This window comes from Pseudomonas sp. URIL14HWK12:I6 (genome assembly GCF_000514195.1).
GTDB classification, from domain to species: Bacteria; Pseudomonadota; Gammaproteobacteria; order Pseudomonadales; family Pseudomonadaceae; genus Aquipseudomonas; species Aquipseudomonas putida_A.
In genome coordinates, this window is record NZ_AZVL01000005.1 from 355,156 (window position 1) to 374,743 (window position 19,588).

Below are 19,588 nucleotides of genomic sequence, written 5' to 3' on the forward strand. Positions count from 1 at the left end.
ACGGTTCAGCCCTTTTTCGTTGAGAGACTGTTTATGCGCCGCGTCCACGCCATCATCCTGTCCCTGCTGCTGTTGTCCCTGAGCGCCTGCGCGCTGTTTCCCAACCGCGATCCGGTGAACATCAACGTGGTCGGCCTCGAACCGTTGCCGAGCCAGGATCTGGAAGTGCGCTTCGCGATCAAGCTGCGGGTGCAGAACCCCAATGAGACGGCCATCGATTACAACGGCATTGCCCTGGATCTGGAGGTCAATGGCCGTCCCTTGGCCTCGGGCGTCAGTGATCAGACCGGCTCGATCCCGCGCTTCTCGGAAACCGTGGTCAGCGTGCCGGTCAGCGTTTCCGCGTTCTCGGTACTGCGCCAGACTCTGGGTTTGAGCCAGACACAAACCCTCGACAACCTGCCCTACGTGCTGCGCGGCAAACTCGCGGGCGGCGTGTTCGGCACCATGCGATTTGTCGACAGTGGCAAGCTGAGTTTGCCGAAGGCCACTGCTGCGACGTGGTAACCCACTGCACATACTCTCCCCTGTGGGAGCGGGCTTGCTCGCGAAAGCGGAGTGACATTCAACGATGATGTTGGCTGATCCGACGCTTTCGCGAGCAAGCTCGCTCCCACAGGGTATGTGTCAGTCCCGAAGTTATACGGTGAAACGCACGCCGGGTTTGGCCCGCTCATCGACACTCAGCTCAAACACATCCGGCCGCGCATAGTGGCCAACCACGTCATAGTCGTACCGCGCCCGCACCAGCTCATCAGTATCGATCTCAGCCGTCAGCAACCCGGCCTCCCCGCGCAACGGCCCGGCCAGCACATCGCCCATCGGCCCGACAATCACACTGCCGCCGGCAATCAGCGGCCGATCCGCCGGCCAGTTGGCAATCTCCACGCCCAGCTCGTTCGGCGAAGCCTGCACCTGACAGGCGCTGACCACAAAGCAACGGCCCTCGTGGGCGATGTGACGCATGCTGACCTGCCACATCTCGCGCTCGTCCACGGTCGGCGCGCACCAGACTTCAATGCCCTTGGCGTACATCGCCGTGCGCAGCAGCGGCATCATGTTTTCCCAGCACACCACCGCGCCGAGTTTACCGACCTGAGTGTCGAGCACCGGCAGCGTCGAGCCGTCGCCCTTGCCCCAGATCAATCGTTCGGTGCCGGTCGGCATCAGTTTGCGATGCTTGGCCACCAGCCCTGCCTGCGGATCGAAATACAGCGCCGTGCAATACAACGTGCTGCCGGCACGCTCGATCACGCCGATCACCAGATTGGCCCCGGTGCGCGCCGACAAACCGGCCAGTGCCTCGGTTTCTGCCCCCGGCACGTCAATGGCGTTGGCGAAGTAGCGGGCGTAGGCCTCACGCCCCTCGGGCAAGCGATAGCCCAACTGCGTGCCGAAGAGCTCACCTTTCGGATAGCCACCGAGCAACGCTTCAGGCATCACCACCAGTGCCGCGCCGGACTCGCTGATCGCGTCTTCCCAGCTCAGGATCTGTTCCAGGGTTTCACCCTTGCCACCGGGCAAGGCGCCGATCTGCAGGGCGGCGACGATTGATTTGGGCATTACATTCACTCCATCGGGTTCAAGTGTTGCCGATTCTGCGGCGGCGCGGGATCATGAATAAAGACCGACTCACTGCTGAATGATATGAACCAAATGAATATCGCAACCGTCGACCTCAACCTGCTGAAAGTCTTCGAAGCCTTGCATGAGGAGTCCAGCGCCAGCCGTGCGGCGCTGCGTCTGGGCGTGACGCAATCGGCGGTCAGCGCAGCATTGCGTCGATTGCGTGAGGTATATGGCGATCAATTGTTCGTGCGCACTGGTCGCGGATTGGCGCCGACACTCAAGGCCAATCAACTGAAACCGGTGGTCAGCGAGGCGCTGAACAAATGTCGGCAGAGCCTGGCGATGGTCGATCCGGCGGCCCACCACTATGACGGCCGATCAGTCACCGTGGGCCTGTCGGATGATTTCGAAATCGCTTATGGCCGGCGCCTGATCGAAGCCATCGCTCGCAGCGCGCCCAAGCTGCGGCTGATCTTCCGCCAGACCCACAGCCAGATCGTCGCCCGCGCCCTGATGGAGCGCAGCATCGACCTGGCGATCACCGCCGGTGGGTTCGCCGAGCGTCTGCTCAGTCGTCAAGTGCTGGGTGAAGGGGATTATGCGTGTCTGGTCGATCCGGGCAGTCTGGCGCCCGGCCAGCAGAACATCAATTTGCCGGAGTTCGTCGCCCGCGAGCACATTCTGGTGTCCTCGGGCGGCTTTATCGGCATCACCGATGAAGGCCTGGCGGCGCTGGGTCTGAGCCGGCGGGTCTGCGCCTCGACCACGCACTTTGCCGCGCTGCCGCATCTGCTCAAGGGCAGCGGCGCGGTGGCAACCATCCCCCGCCATGCCGCCCGGGCCATTGCCGAGCTCAGCGGACTGATACTGCTGCCCTGCCCGCTGGCGCTGCCGCGTTACCCGATCGAACTGGGCTGGCGCACCAGCACGCAGATCGATCCGGTGGTGATCAAGGTGCGTGAGGCGATTGTCGGGTGTTTCAACACCGACTGAGGCGCTGTTACTTGTTGGCCGCCATCAGTCGATTGACCTCACTGCGCACCATGTTGGCGAATTCCGGCGGGGACATGCCATCCAGCTCGGCGCGCACCCACTCGGCCCATTTGCCCTTGCGCTTGGAGCGTTCGCCGAACAACCGCGCGGCTTCGCCTTTGGCTTTGCCCAGATTGTTCTGCCAGAGTTCGAACAGACGGGATTTCTCGTCTTCCAGCGCTGCGCGCTCGGCGAGGGATTTGTCGGCCAGATTGAAACTCATGGGGAAATACCTGCTGCGTAAAATGGCGACATCTTACACGCTCAGCGGAAATCTCCCGCGCAGGTTTTTCTTTCGCACCTAAAATCAGTGCAACTTTTCAGTCAGCGCCACACTCCATTGATCACTGTTCATCCATCTGCAAGGAGTCACCCAATGGCCCGCAAATCCCGCGTGCAAGCCGTCGAAGACCAAATCAAGGATCAGGCATTCAGCGAACTTCAGGCTTTGATCGAAGAGTCCGACAAACTGCTCAAGAGCAGCGCCTCACTGGTGGGCGAAGAAGCCGAGACCCTGCGCGGACAAATCGCCCTGAAACTGCAACAGGCGCTGGATTCTGTTTCGAGCGTGCGTGAGCGCACCAAACCGGCGGTCGAGGCCACCGAGAGCTACATTGGCGGCCATCCATGGCAGACCGTGGCGATTTCCGCCGGTTTCGGTCTGGTGGTGGGCTTGTTGCTCGGTCGTCGTTGATCGACGTCTGACAAAAAACCTGTGGCGAGGGAGCTTGCTCCCTCGCCACATGGGTTATCTGACAATTATTCCCCGGCCAATTCGCGCAACTGCGCCAGCGTCTGCTCCTCCAGCACAATCCCCTCGGCCAGCGACCTGGCCCGCTGCAAATGCCGACGATCACCCGGCAAGCGCTTCAACCCCACCCCATGCATCTGCCGCACCAGTTCTTCGCTGCGCTCGGCAAAACTTTGCCCGGCGGATTTGCTTGGGTCGATGACGATCAGCAACTGCCCGGTCCACGGGGTCTTGGCCCCGGGATGGTTCGCCCAGTCGAACTCGAAGGAAAAATTGCCCCCCGTCAACGCCGCCGCCAGCAACTCGACCATCATCGACAATGCCGAACCTTTATGCCCGCCGAATGGCAACAGTGCGCCGCCCTCAAGAATGGCCTTCGGATCCTGCGTCGCCTGACCGAGACCATCCACGCCCATTCCGGCGGGCAGACGTTCACCCTTGCGCGCCGCGATCTGCACATCACCGTGAGCAATGGCGCTGGTCGCCAGATCAAAGACAATCGGCGCACCACCGGCCCGCGGCGCGGCAAAGGCGATCGGGTTGGTGCCGAACAGCGGCCGATCGGCGCCATGCGGCACCACGCAGGTCATGCTGTTGACCACGCTGAGCGCCACCAGCCCTTCTTCGGCAAACGGCTCGACGTCCGGCCACAGCGCCGCAAAGTGATGCGAGTTGCGAATCGCCAACACCGCGATCCCGGCATTGCGCGCCTTCTCCACCAGCAACGAACGAGCAGCGGCCAGCGCCGGCTGGGCGAAACCGTTGCCGGCATCGACTCGCACGAAACCCGAGGCTACGTCCTCGACTTGCGGCACAGCCTGTCCATTGACCCAACCGCTATTGAGGGTCGAAACATATCCGGGGATACGGAACACGCCATGACTGTGCGCACCGTCGCGTTCGGCACCGGCGCAGTTGGCAGCCAGAGTGCGGGCGACGGACGCCGACGTACCGTGGCGCAGGAAAACCTTTTCAAGCAATTGCGTCAGCGCTTCGAGCGAGAGTGTGGACGCAACGGGGGAAGACACGGAATCGTGTGGCGCAGACATCTGAAGCTCCAGACTAATTATTGGAGGGAACAACAGCGTACGAACAGCTTGCCCAGCGATTAACCACGCCCGGTACGGGTGCTGTCAACCGTTGTGGTGCCGGCTTGTCGCGGCTAGCACATTGCGCTGCCGCTGGTGCGGTAACTATGTACCACCTCTGTAATCGATCCGGTCTTTAGTCTCGTGTCTCAATTTACCGGTGCACCGGACGGTGCCCTGAACGAGACCCGATGATGCCTGCTCCCATTCCTCCCCTGCTGTTCCAGCCCATCCTCAACTCCCCCGGATCGTGGCGCGAACTCGGCAATCTCCATCACTTGTCGACTGCTGACTTTCAATGGCTGAGTCACGTGCAACTGGCGACCCACGCACTGCGCAGTCAGCAGACCCCGCCCATGCTTGCCCAGCGCATCCTGCTCAATACCGCTGGTGCGCCAGCGGTGCCTCTGGCCGGCAGTTTCATACTCAGTGCCACCCCGGATGATCACGGGATCCTGTTGTACACACCTTTCGCCGGGCTGAAAAAACATGCCAGCCTCACCGCCCTGACCGCGCACCTGGAACAGCGTCTGAACAGCGCCAGCGAGGATGACCGGCTGCTGGCATTCCTCGCCCTTTCCCAACGCAAACGACTGGCAGAACAGCACGGCATCAGCGTGACCTACCAGCTTGTCGAGGGCGATATCTTCGAAGATCAACACGCCGTCATCGAGCATTGCCAGCAGCTCAACACGCAAGCGATGCTTGATGAATTGATGCAACTGCCCGAACTTGGCAGCCTGCTTCAGACCATTACCGACGAACTTCTGACGCCGACGATGCACGACGTCGACCAGACACGCACGCGCGTGAACCTGTACGCGACCACGACTGCCACCGGCCCGGCATCGACCGACCTCGCTTCGCGGCATGGGCTTGAAGCGCTGTCGCTTGGCGATGCGCTGCTGTTGCACTATCGCCACACCGGATGGCCGGTTGGCCAGACCCATGAGTTTTCGCACCCCGACCGGACGTTCCAGGCCAGTGATCAGCAACACTGGGAGACAGCCGTCACCACGGCATCAGGCAAACTGCTGGTGTTGCTGTACCAGCAAATGGAGCGCTACTGGAATGGGCCCAGTGCTGACGGGGCCTCGCGGCGCGACGTATTGGCGCAGATCATTCGGCAGCAGGCGCTGGCGGACTTTTTGCTCAAACGCGAGGCGGGCATCATCGATCAGCGCCAATTCGACAGCCTGCTGACGTCGCTGGGTTTCAGTGAAAGTCTGGCACCTCGCGCGGCCGTGGAAACCGTGCGTTTATGGGAGCACCAGGCAAACTTCGTGGAGCTGGCCGGTGCGCTGATGATCGGCCATTCCGAAAGCTGCCTGTATACCCCGACGCACGGCTTGCAGGTGCTCAAGGACTACGCAGATCTAAAATCCATGCTGCTCGGCAAGTTCGCCAGCCCCGGGCACGAAGACGAACTCTATGGTCTGCTGAGTCTCGACGAGCGCCAGCGCTTCCTCGGTTTCGACCGGCCGCAGGTTTCCGGCAAATCGATCGCCGGAGACGTGTTCAGCGTACTGCTCGAATTGATCATCACCAAGCAACGACAGAACATCGACTATGCCTTGCAGTTGTACCGGCACAGCGACGGCGTCGTGGATATCCGCGCACTGTTCGATAAGGCCCTGGACATCCGCTCGATGCTCCACGAGCGCCTTGTCACCCTGGATGCTCGCGGGCGCTGGAGCACCCGGCCGATGCTCACCGGCAACCCATTGCCTTCAAGAGTGCTGGCGGACACCGCCGCAGCCGAAGTGCGCAAGTTCGCCAGCATCATGCCAACCATCGCCGCAGACTTCGCCGCCCAGCCGTTGACCGTCACAGCGCTGCAGCGTACCTACCTGCAAGGTATCGCAGCGAAGCTGGCGCACGCCCTGTCTGTCGGCATCAATGGCGAAGCACGGTTGAGAGTCCTGGACGGAACGCTAAGCCGTCATGCGCAAACCCTGGTCGACACCGTGTTCAATCCGGATCACCCTGATCGCAGCCGCCGCAAGGCACTCAACGGGATTCGGCCGGATGCCTGGTCATTGACGTTACAGGTCGCCGGTGAGAGCGAAGTGCTGCCGCTGGCCAACTGCGTCCTGCTCACGGAACGCGGTGGCCTCGATACGCAGCACTCCGGACGCGCGATCTTGTGGACACCGGCTCTGGGCCTGGAAGTCTTCCGCTCGATCGAGCACGCCAGACAGGTTTTGAGTCAGCGGCTGCTGGATCCGCAAAAACGCCTGGCGCTGCTGGAAAATCTTTCACCCCTGCACCAGAGGTTCCATCAACACTACACGCTGGGACGGTTACAGCTGATCAGCGGCAATGTCCTGCAGGATCGCACCGAATCAGCGATCGAACACTTTCTCCAGCGCTGTGAACAGGTACGGGGACGCCAATGGCCAAAGCCGCGCGAAACCCAGATTCTCAAAACGTTGAGTGAGCAAGTCGTGGAGACCAATCTGCAACGTGCCACCGCTCTGGCGCAGGCACTCGGCAAGCAGCATTCACTGCCTGCCTGGCTGGGAATGGCCAGGCTTGACGATCAGCAGTTGCACCTGGAACTGCTGGAACAGTGGCGTCACAGCGTCATCGACGATGAGGATTATCTCCACGCGCTGCCAACCTTGCGTGATTACATCCGGCAGACCCTAAAGACGCTGCTGAGCACCCGCTTGCACAGGCAGGATCTCGACCCCGAACAGATCACCGTCACCCCGGCGCTGAGCCTGATCGGGTCTGCAATGAGCCTGACCGATTTCGCCTTGAACCATGCGCATATTGCCCAGGACACTGCATTCACCCTCAGCTCGAGCACCGACCGGGCGCTGCCGACGGGACTCGACCAGCAAGCGGTCAGAAGCCTGCTGTTGTCCTTGAACGTTGCGACAACATTTGCCAATAAAATCACCACGGTGTTGTCCGCGAATGACGTCGACGCCGAACAACGCAAGCTGCGTTTCATCCAGCAACTACCCTGGCAACTGCTGCAACATGCCCATCAGTTACAACTGCAACAACGCTTGTCGACAAAAGCCTTCGACTTGATTTCACAGGTGCTCGACATGCCCGATGCCGTCGCTCGTGCGACCGTGCAAGGGGCCGATGCGATTGTCCGGCCGTTGGCGCTGATCAAGACCGCCGAGGCATCCGCGATCAAGGCGCTGGGGCTGTACTTGATCGGCCCTGCGGAAAAACCCGGCCCTCAGGTGCTTTATGCGCCCTACCATGGAGAACACGCATTCAGTGAGTTCGAGGACGAGGCGGCAGTGATCGCCGCGCTGAATACGCCGGGCTCACTGCAGGACCTGCTGCTGCGCCGCTTGCCGGAAGGTCAGCGTTCGATCTTCAGCGCGTTGTTCAAGGCGAGCAGCGGCCAGACGAGCGAGATGACCCTGGCCACCACCCCGATCAACGGCAACTTGCTGCTGCAGTTGTTCGACGACAATCTGGCCTTGTTGCCGCACTTGCTGAGCAGCCATTCGCTGCCATCGGCGCAGGCGGATTGGGACGCCGCGAAGCACCTGTTCAGTTCCGGCATCCAGCAGATCCGGGGCCTGCTGCCGGGTAAACTCGCCTATGTGCAGTTTCTCTGGCAAAGCTACAAGGACTTCATGGGGTCGGCCGAAGCGTTGCAGGATCACCACTGGAAACGTGCGCTGGAAACCTTTGTCGCCGGCGCAGCGGAGATGATCAGTCTCGGGCGACTGGCGCTGGAGTCACGTCTGGAATCTCAAACCGTGGCAGCGCCGCAACCACCGCAGCCAACCACGCTGAGCACCCCCGTCCTTGCGCAGACAAAGCCGACCGATCCGCTGCGCACCTCGCTGCAGACGTTCGAAGCTCCGACTATCGCCCTGAAGGATCTGACTCACGATGCTGCCGAGGGCACGTATCAGGATCTGACAACCAAAGCGACTTACGCCCCTATCGCCGGCAAAGTCTATCCCGTGGAGCGGCCGGGAGCCGTCTGGCAGATCAAAGGCGCCGAGCAGCCAGGCGCGGTGTTGCAACACACCGCTTCCCGGCAACTGGTGCTGGATCCGGATCGCCATACCGTGCATTTCGGCAAGGCCATGTCGACGATGTTCAACCATTACGCCACCCATCGCCAGGCGCGGTACATGCTGAATATCGAAGCGCAAGGCATGGAAGAAATCCGCGCCCGCCATCCGGAAAAAGCCCGCATGTTGATCGAGGCAATTGATCTGGCCCGGCATTACGCGTTCAACAGCCTGCACAATCTTGCGCAACTGAGAAACTATGTGCCGGGCACCCGCCTCGATACTTTTCTCAAGTCTTTTTTTGACGTGCAACGGATCGATGCCGACATTCTCGACAAGCTGAAGCAGGCCATCGTGCCGATCTGTGATGCCTTGGTCGATCCAACAGAAGACCTGTTGAACACCAGTCGCTTTGTGGTCGGCTCGAACAGACACAGCAGCTCGGGTGTAATAGCCTTTGTACTGGGTGGCGATTTACTCAAGAAAGTCCATTTCACCGAAAAGTTCTTCAATCAAGGGCTGGATTGGTACAACACAGGCCTGACCGAACCGTTCAACGTTGACGGGCATGCACGGGCAGCGACGCTGATCCACGAGTTTTCCCATCAGTTCAGCAAGACCGTCGACATTGCCTCCCTGGAAGCGCGGCGCCCGTTTGCCAACTTGATTGCTACGGTGACCGGTTACGGAGCTGCCCGCAAACAGGTACAGACACGATTTCAGCGCGAAGCACTGTCACTGTCCACGCGCCGTGAAGAGCTGTTTTCGCGCTGGAGCGACAACCTTCAGGAGTGGCTCGATATCGACGAGTTTGAGGGCATGGAACATGTGCGCAGGGAAGTTCTCAAGACCACGGGGACGAGGAATCTCGAGGACGCGCGAACGGCGTTTCTCAGCCCGACCAACCCGCATCCACGCATCGACACGATATTGCGCAATGCCGATTCGATCGCCTTCCTGATTTGCGAAATGGGCCGCCAGCTGGATCCGGTAACCCAACCTCACGGAGGGCTCAACTGAGGTAAAAAAAATGCGCAGGCGGTTGGCCTGCGCATGGTGTATCGCTGGGTGAACTCAGTCTTTCTGGTCACGCAATACATTGCCCGAGGCGCCATCGATGCGGAACTCATATACCGAACCGTCGGCCTTGCGCCCCTCGCCTTTCCAGTAGCCGTCATTGTCGGCCTCGATTTCATAGACTTCGACGTAACCGGCCTTGGTTTTCACGATCTCGATAGCCTTTTCAATGGTGACCCAGCCCGCACCGGGACGATCAGCCATGGCGGCACCGGCGCTGAACAAAGCGGCGGTGGCGATTGCAGCGGCTAAGGTTTTTTTGATCATTTTTTCACTCCATTTGTGGATGATGTTCCTCTGATGTCCTGTTTTTGGGCGTCTGCCGGAAAAATAAGTTCCACTTTGATGGGCAATTGCCATGACGGATGTTCTCGGCACCCGGCTCGCAAGGTTAGAATGCAGCAAATCAGGACGAGTCAATGACCCAAGAATCCCTCTCGGAAGCCGAATACGATGCGATCACCGATGCCGCCGCGCACTGGTGCATGCGTCTGCACGCCGTAGACTGCTCCGCCGAGGAGCGTCTGGCTTTCGAGCAATGGCGCGATGCGCATCCGCTGCATGCATTCGAATACGAAGCGATGCTGGAGATCTGGGACGTTGCCGAACATCTGCCACGTCCGCAGACGCCGCCGAGTGTGCCGCTGAATAAACCGCTGCCCGCCTGGCGGCGCTACGCAATTGCCGCGAGCGTCTGCGCCCTGGCCTTGCCACTGGCGGCGTACGGTGGCTGGAATCTGGGCTGGTTGCCCAACAGCTATCAGCATTTCGCAGCCACCGACAATGTCCGTCAGGTCACCTTGAGGGATGGCAGTCAGGTCGAGCTCAACCTCAATACTGAGTTGACCTTCAGCAATTACAAGGACGAGCGGCGGGTCACCCTGAAAAAGGGTGAAGCGTTTTTCGAAGTCAGCCATGACCTCTCCCACCCGTTCGTGGTCAGGGCCGGCGAAGGCAAGATCCGCGTGACCGGTACCCGCTTCAATGTCTGGCTCTACGAAGATCAGGTGCGGGTCAACCTGATCGAAGGCTCGGTGCTGGTAACCAGCAACGCCGCCCTGCCCGGCGACGGTCTGCGCCTGGGGCCGGCCATGCAGGCGCAGTACCGGCATGGCGACTACACGCCACAGATCAGCCAGACCTACGCCAACGATAACGCCCTCGCCTGGCGCAGTGGCAAGCTGGTGCTCGACAACCTGGCACTCAACGAAGCCTTGCCGCTGATCAATCGCTACCTGAGCAAACCGCTGAAACTGGCCGACGCCAGTACCGGCGCAATCCGTGTCGGCGGTGTCTACAACATCAAAGAGCTCGGCGGCCTCGCCAACACCCTGCCCAAGGTGCTGCCGGTCTACCTGACGCGCAATACCGAGGGTGATCCGGTGATCAACTCGATGCCGCGGCAGCCACCAAAAACCTGAAACCGGGCACCACCTGCCACGGTTAACTCAGGGCAACAAAAAAGCCGCTGTTCCCGTCAAGGAGCAGCGGCTTTTTCGTTCAGGACACCTTACTGCGCAGCTACTCCGGCAGTCTTGTCCGTCACCTCGCGAACCGTCTGCACCTGATACTGCGGATCGGCAGCGATCTGCTGCTCAGTGAACGGCAACACACTCCACTGCTTTTTCGAAAATACCTCGGTCTGATCGCGAGAGTATTTCGACTCCGGGTCACTCGACAGCGAGAACGCCAGCAGCCCTTGAGCGTGCGGGCCTTTGTCGTCGAAGGTCACCACTTGCAGGTAGCTGGTGCCGCTGACCACTTCGAGTTTGCCGTCTTCACGCGGCACGCTCTGGATCGCGTTGTAGATCCCCAGCGTTCCCGGCCCGCCGTGAATTGCGGTTTGTTGAGCGCCGCTGCTCGCCACCTGAATATCGCCCCAGCGGGTTTCAGGCTTGAGACCCATTTTCTGCGCAGTGGCAGCCGACGCCAGCAGCGCTTCACGCAGTGCCTTGCTCACGGCCGGTTGCTCGATCGCCAACCCGCGTGGCGTGTGTTGCGGGTCTTTTGGATCGAACGGCACACGCCAGACATCCGGCGACGCTTGCAGCGCCTGCATGATGTTCTGGAAATGCACCAGACCAATGCCCGAATCCAGATTCGCCCGGCCATCCCAACCCTTGAGACTGGCGCAAACCGGCTTCAACGCGGCCGCGTCCGCACCCAGATCCGCAGCGCAGAACTTCAGCAGATCGGGCAGCACCTGAGTCGCCAGATAGACGTTGTCGTCCATCACCATCTGTTGCAGATCCTTCACCGCCAGCGGCCCTTTTTTGCCCAGAGCACTCAGACGCTCCAGCGCAAATCGTGATCGCAGGCCAAGCGGCTGGCCGTCCTGACTGATCAGCGGCGAGAACCCGGTCAGCGGTTGTGCCGGGTTCGCCAGCCACGCGGAATCGTTGGAATGCTGGACGAAGTCCTTGCGCAACAGTTGCGGCAGCTGGCTGGCGGCATAGATACCCTTCTGCGCAGCTTGCGGATCGATATCCCAGGCGCAAGCGCTGTTGGAACCGTCGAGCACGATCATCTGCAAGCCGATGCGCGGGTCGCTGCACTTGGCCAGTTTGTCGGCGCTGACGTTCGGCACCACCGACAGGTTCATGTACAGCGTCTGCCCCTTATCATCCACGGCCAGGGTGTTGACCCAGGGGATGCCCTGAAGCTTGTGCACCGAATCCTGCAGAGCCTTGAGGCTCGACGCCTGGTTCATCGCGTACCACTGCGTCAGCACGCGATCATTGTCGAGGTTGGCGTCGCGCAGGCTGTAGGCGTACTGATGATCCCAGTCGAGTTTGCCCGGCCATTGCACGATCGGGCCGAACTGCGAGCTGTAGACATCGCGCGAGACCGGCACCACCTGACCGTCCGCCTGTTTGACCTGCACAGTGACCGTCTGCTTGTTCAACGGCAGCGACTTGCCGTCGAGCAGGTAGCGGGTCGGGTCTTTCGGGTCGAGTTGCAGACGATACAGGGTGAAATGTTTGGATGAATCCACCGTGTGGGTCCAGGCCAGATGCTGATTGAAACCGATGTTGATCATCGGCAACCCCGGCAAGGCTGCGCCCATGACGTCGAGTTTGCCCGGAATGGTCAGGTGCATCTGGTAAAAGCGCATGCCGCCAACCCATGGAAAATGCGGGTTGGCCAGCAGCATGCCGCGTCCGTTGAACGAACGTTCGCTGCCGACCGCCACGGCATTGCTGCCGCGATCCAGAGCGAAGCGCTGCAGACGTGCGTCCGCCAACTGATAGGCCCGGGCATCGCTGCCGAGCTGCGCCGTGGCCTGCGGCGGCGTCGCGCCAGCCAGGGCTTCGGCGAACTGCCCGACACCGCCCTCGACCAACAGGCGCCGAGTGAGTTTGACCAGATCTTCGGCGCTGATATCACGCACCCACTCACCCTGGCACTGTTGCGGCAGACCCTGCTGTCGGCGTTCGGCGAGATAACGGTTATAGCCCGCGGCATAACCTTCCACCAGGTCGTGCACCTGCGCCGGTTGCGCGTCCCAGAAGGCTTTCACCGCTGCGGGAGTGTTGAGCCAGGTGAAGAACAGGTCGCTGACGCGATTCTCGCGTTGTTCGACGGTGAACTGCTCCGGCCCGAAATAACGCGAGCGCTGGCCATTGACCGTGACGATCTCGTTGGCCAGCAGGCACAGGTTGTCCTGCGCGTAGGCGTAACCAATGCCGAAACCCAGTCCGCGTTCATTTTCCGCGCGGATGTGCGGCACACCAAAGGAGGTGCGGCGGATATCGGCACTGGCTTGTGCAGCGGGACTGAACGCATGGGCGGACAGACTGAGTCCGAGAAACGCACCGGCGAGGGCCAGTCCGGTTAACTGTCGGGAAATAATCACACTCGCTCCTGAACGACAAGACAAGGATCGGCGCTTGCGCCGGATCCACTCTGAAATTGATTCATGCGCCTGGGCGCAAGACGGCTGTTCAGGAAACGAATGCGAGAAAAAAAATTTAGCCCGATTGAGGAAGGTGAAATTCACTGATTACGGGAAAACAACGAATAACCGACAAAATTTCTACATATTTCCTTTCATGATTTGTCGTGCTGAAACGTCTTGTTTACTGAGAGCAGTCAAAACGTTTCCTGATCGGGCTCTGAAAAGGAGTAACCCCATGTACAACTCGCAACTACCAATGGACGGTAGCCAGGCGTCACAAGGAGCTTCCATGAGTTCCCGCGCGAGCAGCTTCGCCCCCAGCCCCGAGCGTCAGGGCAATGAGCGTATTCGTCTGTTGCTGAAAAGCTTCGGCCTGCGCACCAGTCTGATTCGTCTGAAAGTCATCGACGCCCTGCTGGTCGCCGCACAAAGCGATCGACGCCTGGGCGTGCGCGGCGTGCACAGTCAACTGCTGGACCTGGATATTCCGTTGTCCTTTCTCAGCGTGCGCGAAGTGTTGAAGCGTCTATGCGCCGAAGGGGTGGTCACTTTCAACCCGGACAAGAGTTACAGCCTGCATCCACAGGCTGCTGCCGTGCTCAATCACGATTGAAGCGTCCCGCGATCGCCGTCAGGGCTTGACCTTGCGGCGCATCACCCCGTTGATCACCACCACGACCACCGCCACACCCATGGCGATGTACTGGAACATCTTCTGACTGATCATCCCGGCATTTTGCAGCCAGGACAGGCCGAGCATGATCGCCAGCACCGACAGGGCGATCAGGATCGAGTATTTCAAACGTTGCTTCTGGGTCATTGCGGGTTCCTGAAACTTTCAAATGTATCCGGTTTGTATCCGGTTGCATGCCATGCACATACCGTGTTGCGGGGATGGGCCCGGCCGAACGCGGTCTCATGTTACAGCCGATGAAGAGTTTTGGCTTCATGCCGGCGTAACCATGAGGACCTTTGAAATGTTCCGTCGAATCACCTGGCTGATTCCACTCCTTGCCGTACTGACCTTGAGCGGCTGCATCATTTTCCCCCACGGCGGTTGGCATGATGGCCACCATCGTTATCAGGAAGGCCCCGGTTATTACCATCGATAGAACAGGATCGTTCGCCCGCCGGTGCGCCTGAAATACCGGTCGGGATACCTCACCAGCCTTTTCAATGCCAACCATGCCCGCCCGCCAGCGGGCATTTTTGTTGGCGCGCCAGTGCCTCGCAAATGCCTTTTCGATCAGCCTGCGGGGGTCAGTAAATACGCTGTAAGTATTTGAAATTTCATGTCGCAGCAAAGGATTGGCTGCCGCGACAACTCTGCCTCTAGTCTCTGCGAACTTTTCTCGCTTACTGAAACAGGGATGTTTATGCAGAGAACCTTGATCGTAATGGCGCCCGTGCAGATTATCGGATTCTGCCTGGCCATTACCGCTTTTGAACTGCTCACCTATATGGCCAGCGACATGATCATGCCGGCCATGTTGACGGTGACCGGCGAGTTCAACGCCGATACCCGGCATGTAGCCAACGCCTTCAACCTGTATCTGATTGGCGGCGTTTGCCTGCAATGGCTGATCGGCCCCCTTTCCGACCGTTACGGCCGGCGTCGCTTGCTGTTGCTCGGTTGTGCGCTGTTCGGCCTGGCGTGCAGCGCCGCAGTCATAACGCAGCGCATTGAAGCCTTTAATGCGTTGCGCCTGATCCAGGGCATGGGCCTGGGCTTTGTGGTCGCCGTCAGCTACCCGACCCTGCAGGAAGTGTTCTGCGAGGCCGATGCCGTGCGCCTCATGGCATTACTGGGCAACGTGGCGCTGCTGTCGCCGCTGCTCGGCCCCTTGCTCGGCAGCCTGCTGCTGGAATGGCTGAGCTGGCGACAGGTGTTTCTGGGGCTGGCGGCAACGAGTGTGGTTGTCTGGCTCGGTCTGTTTGCCTGGATGCCGGAAACGATCGGCGTCGTGCGCCGTGACGGCCAGCGACAGGCTCCCGCGGCGTTTTCGCTCAGGCAGATCGGCCTGGGTTACCTCGCGCTGCTGCGCAACCGACGATTCATCGGCGCCAGTCTGACACTGGGCCTGATGAGCCTGCCGCTGATTGCCTGGATCGGACTGGCGCCGGTGCTGCTCATGCAACGCCTTGAGCTGTCTGCGCTGGAATATGGCCTGTGGCAAATCCCGGTGTTTGCGGCGGTGATCCTCGGTAATTTACTACTGGATCGATTGCTCGTCGGGCACACGCTCGCCCAGGTGATCGGTCTGGCCCTGTGGCCGTTTTGCCTCGGACTGCTGGGGCTGATCGCTGCTGCCCTGAGTTCGGCTGCGCTGCCATTGGCCGTTTGCGCACTGGCCGTGTATGCACTGGGGCTTGGTATGAGCAACGCCGCGCTGTACCGCCTCGCGCTGTTCTCCAGCGATGCGGGCAAGGGGCTGGTCTCGGCCATGATCGGCATGCTGTCGATTGCCGTGATGGGCAGCGGCGGCTCGCTCATCGCCATCATCGGCGGTGGCTCGAACCTGCAATCCTTTTCCCTGCTCGCCGGCCTCGGCGGCCTGCTGTGCCTGCCCCTGCTCTACCGCCTTCTGCGGCACCCGCCGCGCCCACCACACATCAATAAGGATATTCGATGACTCTGTTCCCCCACAGCGATGCGCTTTGCGCATTGCCGCAGCCCTATTGCCAGGAGGCCGTCCCCAAAGGGCTGTTCAATCTGGCCATGAGCGAAATCACCCGGTTTCACGCTCGTCATACGCCCGGTTATGGCCACTGGTTGAACGCCCATGCAATCGCTGTCGATGACCTGGACGAGCTCGACGACTGGTCGCAATTGCCACCGATTTTCGCCAGTTTCTTCAAGCAACAGATGCTGCTCAGTCCGACGGGCGAAGACGCCCTGGAACTGACTTCCTCCGGCACCAGCGGGCAGAAGAGCCGCATGCGCTACGACGCGCGCAGCCTCGGCGCCGCGCAGTACATGGTCGAACGGATTTTCGCCCAATATGGCTGGATTGCCCCGCATGCCCCGTGCAACTACCTGTTGCTCGGCTATGAGCCGGAGCAGAAAAACACCTTGGGCACATCCTTCACCGATCAATTCCTGTGCGGTTTTGCTCCCGCCAATCGGGTGGTTTACGCCCTGCGTCGCAATGGTAACGGCCACCAGTTTGATCTGTTCGGCGTGATCAGCGCCTTGCAGGCCTTTGCCGAAGAAGGTCTGCCGGTGCGCATCTTCGGCTTTCCCGCCTTTCTCTGGGAAACCCTGCAACGCATGCGCGCCACCGGCGTGGCGGGCCTGCAACTGCCAGCTGGATCGCTGGCATTTTTCGGCGGCGGCTGGAAAACCCGCGCCGCCGAAGAAGTCCCCAGACAAGCCTTGTATGCACGGATCCAGCAACAACTGGGCATCGCTACCCAAGACTGTCGCGACGGTTACGGCGCCGTCGAACACGCGGTGCCTTACGTCGAATGCGCCCACCATCACTTTCATGTACCGGTCTACGCGAAAGTGTACATACGCTGTCCGGTGGATTTTTCGGTCTTGCCCTATGGCCAGCGCGGCCTGCTGAATCTGGTCTCGCCCTACATTTCCTCAAGCCCGGCCCATGCCGTGGTCATGAGCGATCTGGCCACGCTGCATCCGGGCACCCGTTGTGCCTGCGGTCTGGCCAGCGACTGGTTCCAGTTGCACGGCCGCGCCGGCACCACGGCCGCGAGGAGCTGTGCCATGGCCGCGTCCGAACTGCTGGGGAGGCACTGATATGTACCTGATCAACGGTCAGTTGCACACCGAGTGCAGCCTCGACAGCGCCTTGCACCAACTTCAGCTGGAGTTGCCACGAAGGCTGCAGCTTCCATTGCAAACCAGCACGCTGCTCGCCACTGTCAAGGCCTTCGCCGAACGTCTGCAACAAGAAGAAACGGAACTGCCACTGGCTCCCGGTCAGCGCGAGGCACTGATCGATTTCTGCCAGCCTGCCGCCCTGCAAGCCAAGCTGGATCGTGAACTGGGCTTGCGCCCGGAATCGCTGCGCCGTATCGACTATCGACAGTCACGCTTCGAGCGCTGGAGTCCGCTGGGCCTGGTGGTGCATATCACTCCGGCTAATGCGCCGCTGCTGGCGTTCTGTGCGGTGATCGAGAGTCTGCTGAGCGGCAACGTCAACTGGCTGCGTCCCAGCAGCAGTGACGCTGGCTTCACCGCGCGCCTGCTTCAGGCGTTGGTTGCATGTGATACAAGCGGACAACTCAATGGTTACGTGGCGGTGCTGCCGACCCGCACCGAACAAATCGGCCAGTTGTGCAGGCACGCCAACGGTGTCGCGGCGTGGGGTGGCGAAACCGCGCTGCAAGCCATCCGCCAGCAGATCCCGCCAGGCTGTCGCTGGATCGACTGGGGGCACCGCATCAGCTTCGCCTACCTGACCCCGGACGCCGCATCGCTCGCCGTCCTCGATGCGATTGTCGATGAAGTCTGCCGCCTCGATCAGCAAGCCTGCTCCAGCCCGCAATGGTTGTTGGTGGACAGCGACGACGCGCGCGTACTGAACGCTATCGGGGAGCAACTGGCCGCCGCATTCGAACGCCGTGCCGGACAATGGCCGGCCCTTGCGCCGACGCTTGAAGAGGCTTCACAAATCACCACCTGCACGGCGATGGCCCGGCTGGCCCAGAGTTTTGCCGGGCAGACCGGCCGGGTCTGGAGTGCGCCGGGCTGGCGGGTGATCTGGAGTCATGATCGCCAGCTCGAACCTTCTGCGCTGTTTCGCAGCCTGTTGCTCAAACCCCTGCCCCGCGAGCGGCTCAGCGCTACATTGCTGCCCTGGCGCAACGTGCTGCAGAGCTGCGCCTTGCTGTGTCCCGAGGCGCAGATCGCCGAACTGTCACAAACGCTGATTGCCGCCGGTGTGACGCGCATTACCCCGATCGAGACTATTCACGATGGCTACGACGGCGAACCCCACGACGGTGTTTATGCGCTGCAGCGCCTGAGTCGACGCGTATCGGTCAGTCTGCCGGCGAACTCGCTGACCGGCCACTCCACGCTTGATCAGCTGCCTGCCCCACCACTACTGACCGGTCTGGCGATCATGGACAAAGGACAATTCGTCGGCCAGCCGCCGGACTCAGCGGCGCAGCTGTTCTTTCGCTCCGGCGGCAGCAGTGGCGCACCTGTGCTTTCCGGCTTCAGTTACCACGACTTCCAGCGCCAGATGCAGGCGGCCGCCGATGGTTTGCTGGCGGCCGGTCTGGACCCGGCCCAGGACAGGGTCATGAACCTGTTTTTCAGCGGCGGACTGTACGGCGGCTTCTCCAGTTTTGCCAAAGTGCTGGAACAACTGCAGGCCCGACACTGGCCGATGGGCGCCCCTGCGGACGACGATTACCGTGAGATCGCGCAGATGATCGAGGCTCAACGGATCACCGTGCTGATCGGCATGCCCGGCACCCTGCACCGGTTGTTTATCAACGAACAACAAATACTCCGGCGCTACGGTGGCGTCGCCAAGGTCTTTCTCGGTGGCGAACACCTGAGTGAGCAAACCCGCGAGCTCTTGCAAAGTTGCGGCGTCAGCCTGATCCGCTCGGCGATTTACGGCAGCGTCGATGCCGGCCCCCTGGGGCATGCCTGCCGGGCCACGGCAGATGGCGTTTTCCATCTGATGAGCGGCATCCAGCACCTGGAAATTGTCGATTTCGAGCATGACGTGCCGGTCGGTGACGGCGAATCCGGTCGTCTGCTGGTGACCTCCCGCGAGCGTCAGGGTCAGTCCGTGCAGCGCTATGACATTGGCGACAGCGGACGCTGGTTACCCGGCCTGTGTGCCTGCGGTCTGACTTCGCCGCGCTTCGAACTGTTGCAACGCCACGGCAACCTGCTGCGTATCGGCACCGATTTCATTTCGCTGGCGATTCTGGAGCAGCACCTTCAGATGCCGTTTCAACTGACCCTCGATCACGGCCCTGACGGCCTGGAACGCATGCGCCTGCACTGCCCTCTGGAGCCGGCCGAGGCCCACCGCCGACTGCAGAATTATTCGACGCTGATCACGCTGGTGCAGACCGGTTTGCTCACGCTGGACGTCGAGCAATGTGCCGTCGAGCAGTTCGCCCGAAACCGGCACAGCGGCAAGACGCCCCTACTGATTGATACGCGCCGCTGACAGCAGAA

Annotated in this window: 16 protein-coding genes; 10 read left to right on the forward strand and 6 right to left on the reverse strand. The window is 60.9% G+C overall.

What is annotated here, in order from left to right; translation table 11 throughout:
* Positions 1-33: 33 nt before the first annotated feature.
* Positions 34-507, forward strand: a complete 474-nt coding sequence (locus tag H043_RS0111630; protein ID WP_027612019.1) for an LEA type 2 family protein — start codon at positions 34-36, stop codon at positions 505-507.
* Positions 508-639: 132 nt separating this feature from the next.
* Here the strand turns inward: H043_RS0111630 and H043_RS0111635 are convergent, their stop codons facing one another.
* Positions 640-1,563, reverse strand: a complete 924-nt coding sequence (locus H043_RS0111635) for a carbon-nitrogen hydrolase family protein (protein ID WP_027612020.1) — start codon at positions 1,561-1,563, stop codon at positions 640-642.
* A gap of 84 nt (positions 1,564-1,647) precedes the next feature.
* On the opposite strand from H043_RS0111635, the gene H043_RS0111640 reads away from it, so the two are divergent.
* Positions 1,648-2,562, forward strand: coding sequence for a LysR family transcriptional regulator (locus tag H043_RS0111640; protein WP_027612021.1), 915 nt, complete (start codon positions 1,648-1,650; stop codon positions 2,560-2,562).
* Between the two features lie 7 nt (positions 2,563-2,569).
* Here H043_RS0111640 and H043_RS0111645 read toward each other — a convergent pair whose 3' ends face one another.
* On the reverse strand, positions 2,570-2,824 hold the full coding sequence (locus H043_RS0111645; RefSeq protein ID WP_003224595.1) for a hypothetical protein: 255 nt from the start codon (positions 2,822-2,824) through the stop codon (positions 2,570-2,572).
* 153 nt (positions 2,825-2,977) lie between these two features.
* Between H043_RS0111645 and H043_RS0111650 the strand changes: the two genes are divergently transcribed.
* Positions 2,978-3,295, forward strand: a complete 318-nt coding sequence (locus H043_RS0111650; protein WP_007961870.1) for a YqjD family protein — start codon at positions 2,978-2,980, stop codon at positions 3,293-3,295.
* 65 nt (positions 3,296-3,360) lie between these two features.
* Here H043_RS0111650 and H043_RS0111655 read toward each other — a convergent pair whose 3' ends face one another.
* On the reverse strand, positions 3,361-4,401 hold the full coding sequence (locus H043_RS0111655; protein ID WP_027612022.1) for an Ldh family oxidoreductase: 1,041 nt from the start codon (positions 4,399-4,401) through the stop codon (positions 3,361-3,363).
* A 230-nt stretch (positions 4,402-4,631) separates the two neighbouring features.
* Here H043_RS0111655 and H043_RS0111660 point away from each other — a divergent pair, with 230 nt between their 5' ends.
* Positions 4,632-9,461 carry a DUF6543 domain-containing protein gene (locus H043_RS0111660; RefSeq protein ID WP_081730223.1) on the forward strand — a complete coding sequence of 1,610 codons (4,830 nt, stop codon included), beginning with the start codon at positions 4,632-4,634 and terminating at the stop codon, positions 9,459-9,461.
* A gap of 54 nt (positions 9,462-9,515) precedes the next feature.
* Here the strand turns inward: H043_RS0111660 and H043_RS0111665 are convergent, their stop codons facing one another.
* Positions 9,516-9,785, reverse strand: coding sequence for a PepSY domain-containing protein (locus H043_RS0111665; protein WP_007961867.1), 270 nt, complete (start codon positions 9,783-9,785; stop codon positions 9,516-9,518).
* A 152-nt stretch (positions 9,786-9,937) separates the two neighbouring features.
* Here H043_RS0111665 and H043_RS0111670 point away from each other — a divergent pair, with 152 nt between their 5' ends.
* On the forward strand, positions 9,938-10,939 hold the full coding sequence (locus H043_RS0111670) for a FecR family protein (protein ID WP_027612024.1): 1,002 nt from the start codon (positions 9,938-9,940) through the stop codon (positions 10,937-10,939).
* Positions 10,940-11,028: 89 nt separating this feature from the next.
* Here H043_RS0111670 and H043_RS0111675 read toward each other — a convergent pair whose 3' ends face one another.
* Entirely contained in the window at positions 11,029-13,374 is a 2,346-nt protein-coding gene (locus tag H043_RS0111675; RefSeq protein ID WP_027612025.1) for an acylase, read from the reverse strand.
* Between the two features lie 277 nt (positions 13,375-13,651).
* Between H043_RS0111675 and H043_RS0111680 the strand changes: the two genes are divergently transcribed.
* Positions 13,652-14,029, forward strand: coding sequence for a fe2+ zn2+ uptake regulation protein (locus H043_RS0111680; RefSeq protein ID WP_027612026.1), 378 nt, complete (start codon positions 13,652-13,654; stop codon positions 14,027-14,029).
* A gap of 18 nt (positions 14,030-14,047) precedes the next feature.
* Here the strand turns inward: H043_RS0111680 and H043_RS0111685 are convergent, their stop codons facing one another.
* Positions 14,048-14,236 carry a hypothetical protein gene (locus tag H043_RS0111685; protein WP_007961862.1) on the reverse strand — a complete coding sequence of 63 codons (189 nt, stop codon included), beginning with the start codon at positions 14,234-14,236 and terminating at the stop codon, positions 14,048-14,050.
* A 157-nt stretch (positions 14,237-14,393) separates the two neighbouring features.
* Between H043_RS0111685 and H043_RS30680 the strand changes: the two genes are divergently transcribed.
* From H043_RS30680 to H043_RS0111700, 4 genes are all read left to right on the forward strand, one after another.
* Positions 14,394-14,528 carry a hypothetical protein gene (locus tag H043_RS30680; protein ID WP_256214187.1) on the forward strand — a complete coding sequence of 45 codons (135 nt, stop codon included), beginning with the start codon at positions 14,394-14,396 and terminating at the stop codon, positions 14,526-14,528.
* Positions 14,529-14,792: 264 nt separating this feature from the next.
* Entirely contained in the window at positions 14,793-16,049 is a 1,257-nt protein-coding gene (locus tag H043_RS0111690; RefSeq protein ID WP_027612027.1) for an MdfA family multidrug efflux MFS transporter, read from the forward strand.
* On the forward strand, positions 16,046-17,176 hold the full coding sequence (locus H043_RS0111695; RefSeq protein WP_027612028.1) for an acyl-protein synthase: 1,131 nt from the start codon (positions 16,046-16,048) through the stop codon (positions 17,174-17,176). Before H043_RS0111690 ends, H043_RS0111695 begins: the two co-directional genes overlap by 4 nt.
* A gap of 1 nt (position 17,177) precedes the next feature.
* Positions 17,178-19,580, forward strand: a complete 2,403-nt coding sequence (locus H043_RS0111700; protein WP_027612029.1) for an aldehyde dehydrogenase family protein — start codon at positions 17,178-17,180, stop codon at positions 19,578-19,580.
* Positions 19,581-19,588 lie beyond the last annotated feature (8 nt).

Excerpts from the sequence above, each read along its gene's own strand:
- H043_RS0111650 (WP_007961870.1), top strand. The coding sequence starts at position 2,978 with ATGGCCCGCAAATCCCGCGTGCAAGCCGTCGAAGACCAAATCAAGGAT.
- H043_RS0111700 (WP_027612029.1), top strand. The coding sequence starts at position 17,178 with ATGTACCTGATCAACGGTCAGTTGCACACCGAGTGCAGCCTCGACAGC.
- H043_RS0111630 (WP_027612019.1), top strand. The coding sequence starts at position 34 with ATGCGCCGCGTCCACGCCATCATCCTGTCCCTGCTGCTGTTGTCCCTG.
- H043_RS0111635 (WP_027612020.1), bottom strand. The coding sequence starts at position 1,563 with ATGCCCAAATCAATCGTCGCCGCCCTGCAGATCGGCGCCTTGCCCGGT.
- H043_RS0111685 (WP_007961862.1), bottom strand. The coding sequence starts at position 14,236 with ATGACCCAGAAGCAACGTTTGAAATACTCGATCCTGATCGCCCTGTCG.
- H043_RS0111665 (WP_007961867.1), bottom strand. The coding sequence starts at position 9,785 with ATGATCAAAAAAACCTTAGCCGCTGCAATCGCCACCGCCGCTTTGTTC.
- H043_RS0111695 (WP_027612028.1), top strand. The coding sequence starts at position 16,046 with ATGACTCTGTTCCCCCACAGCGATGCGCTTTGCGCATTGCCGCAGCCC.
- H043_RS0111655 (WP_027612022.1), bottom strand. The coding sequence starts at position 4,401 with ATGTCTGCGCCACACGATTCCGTGTCTTCCCCCGTTGCGTCCACACTC.
- H043_RS0111690 (WP_027612027.1), top strand. The coding sequence starts at position 14,793 with ATGCAGAGAACCTTGATCGTAATGGCGCCCGTGCAGATTATCGGATTC.
- H043_RS0111640 (WP_027612021.1), top strand. The coding sequence starts at position 1,648 with ATGAACCAAATGAATATCGCAACCGTCGACCTCAACCTGCTGAAAGTC.
- H043_RS0111670 (WP_027612024.1), top strand. The coding sequence starts at position 9,938 with ATGACCCAAGAATCCCTCTCGGAAGCCGAATACGATGCGATCACCGAT.
- H043_RS0111645 (WP_003224595.1), bottom strand. The coding sequence starts at position 2,824 with ATGAGTTTCAATCTGGCCGACAAATCCCTCGCCGAGCGCGCAGCGCTG.
- H043_RS30680 (WP_256214187.1), top strand. The coding sequence starts at position 14,394 with ATGTTCCGTCGAATCACCTGGCTGATTCCACTCCTTGCCGTACTGACC.
- H043_RS0111660 (WP_081730223.1), top strand. The coding sequence starts at position 4,632 with ATGATGCCTGCTCCCATTCCTCCCCTGCTGTTCCAGCCCATCCTCAAC.
- H043_RS0111680 (WP_027612026.1), top strand. The coding sequence starts at position 13,652 with ATGTACAACTCGCAACTACCAATGGACGGTAGCCAGGCGTCACAAGGA.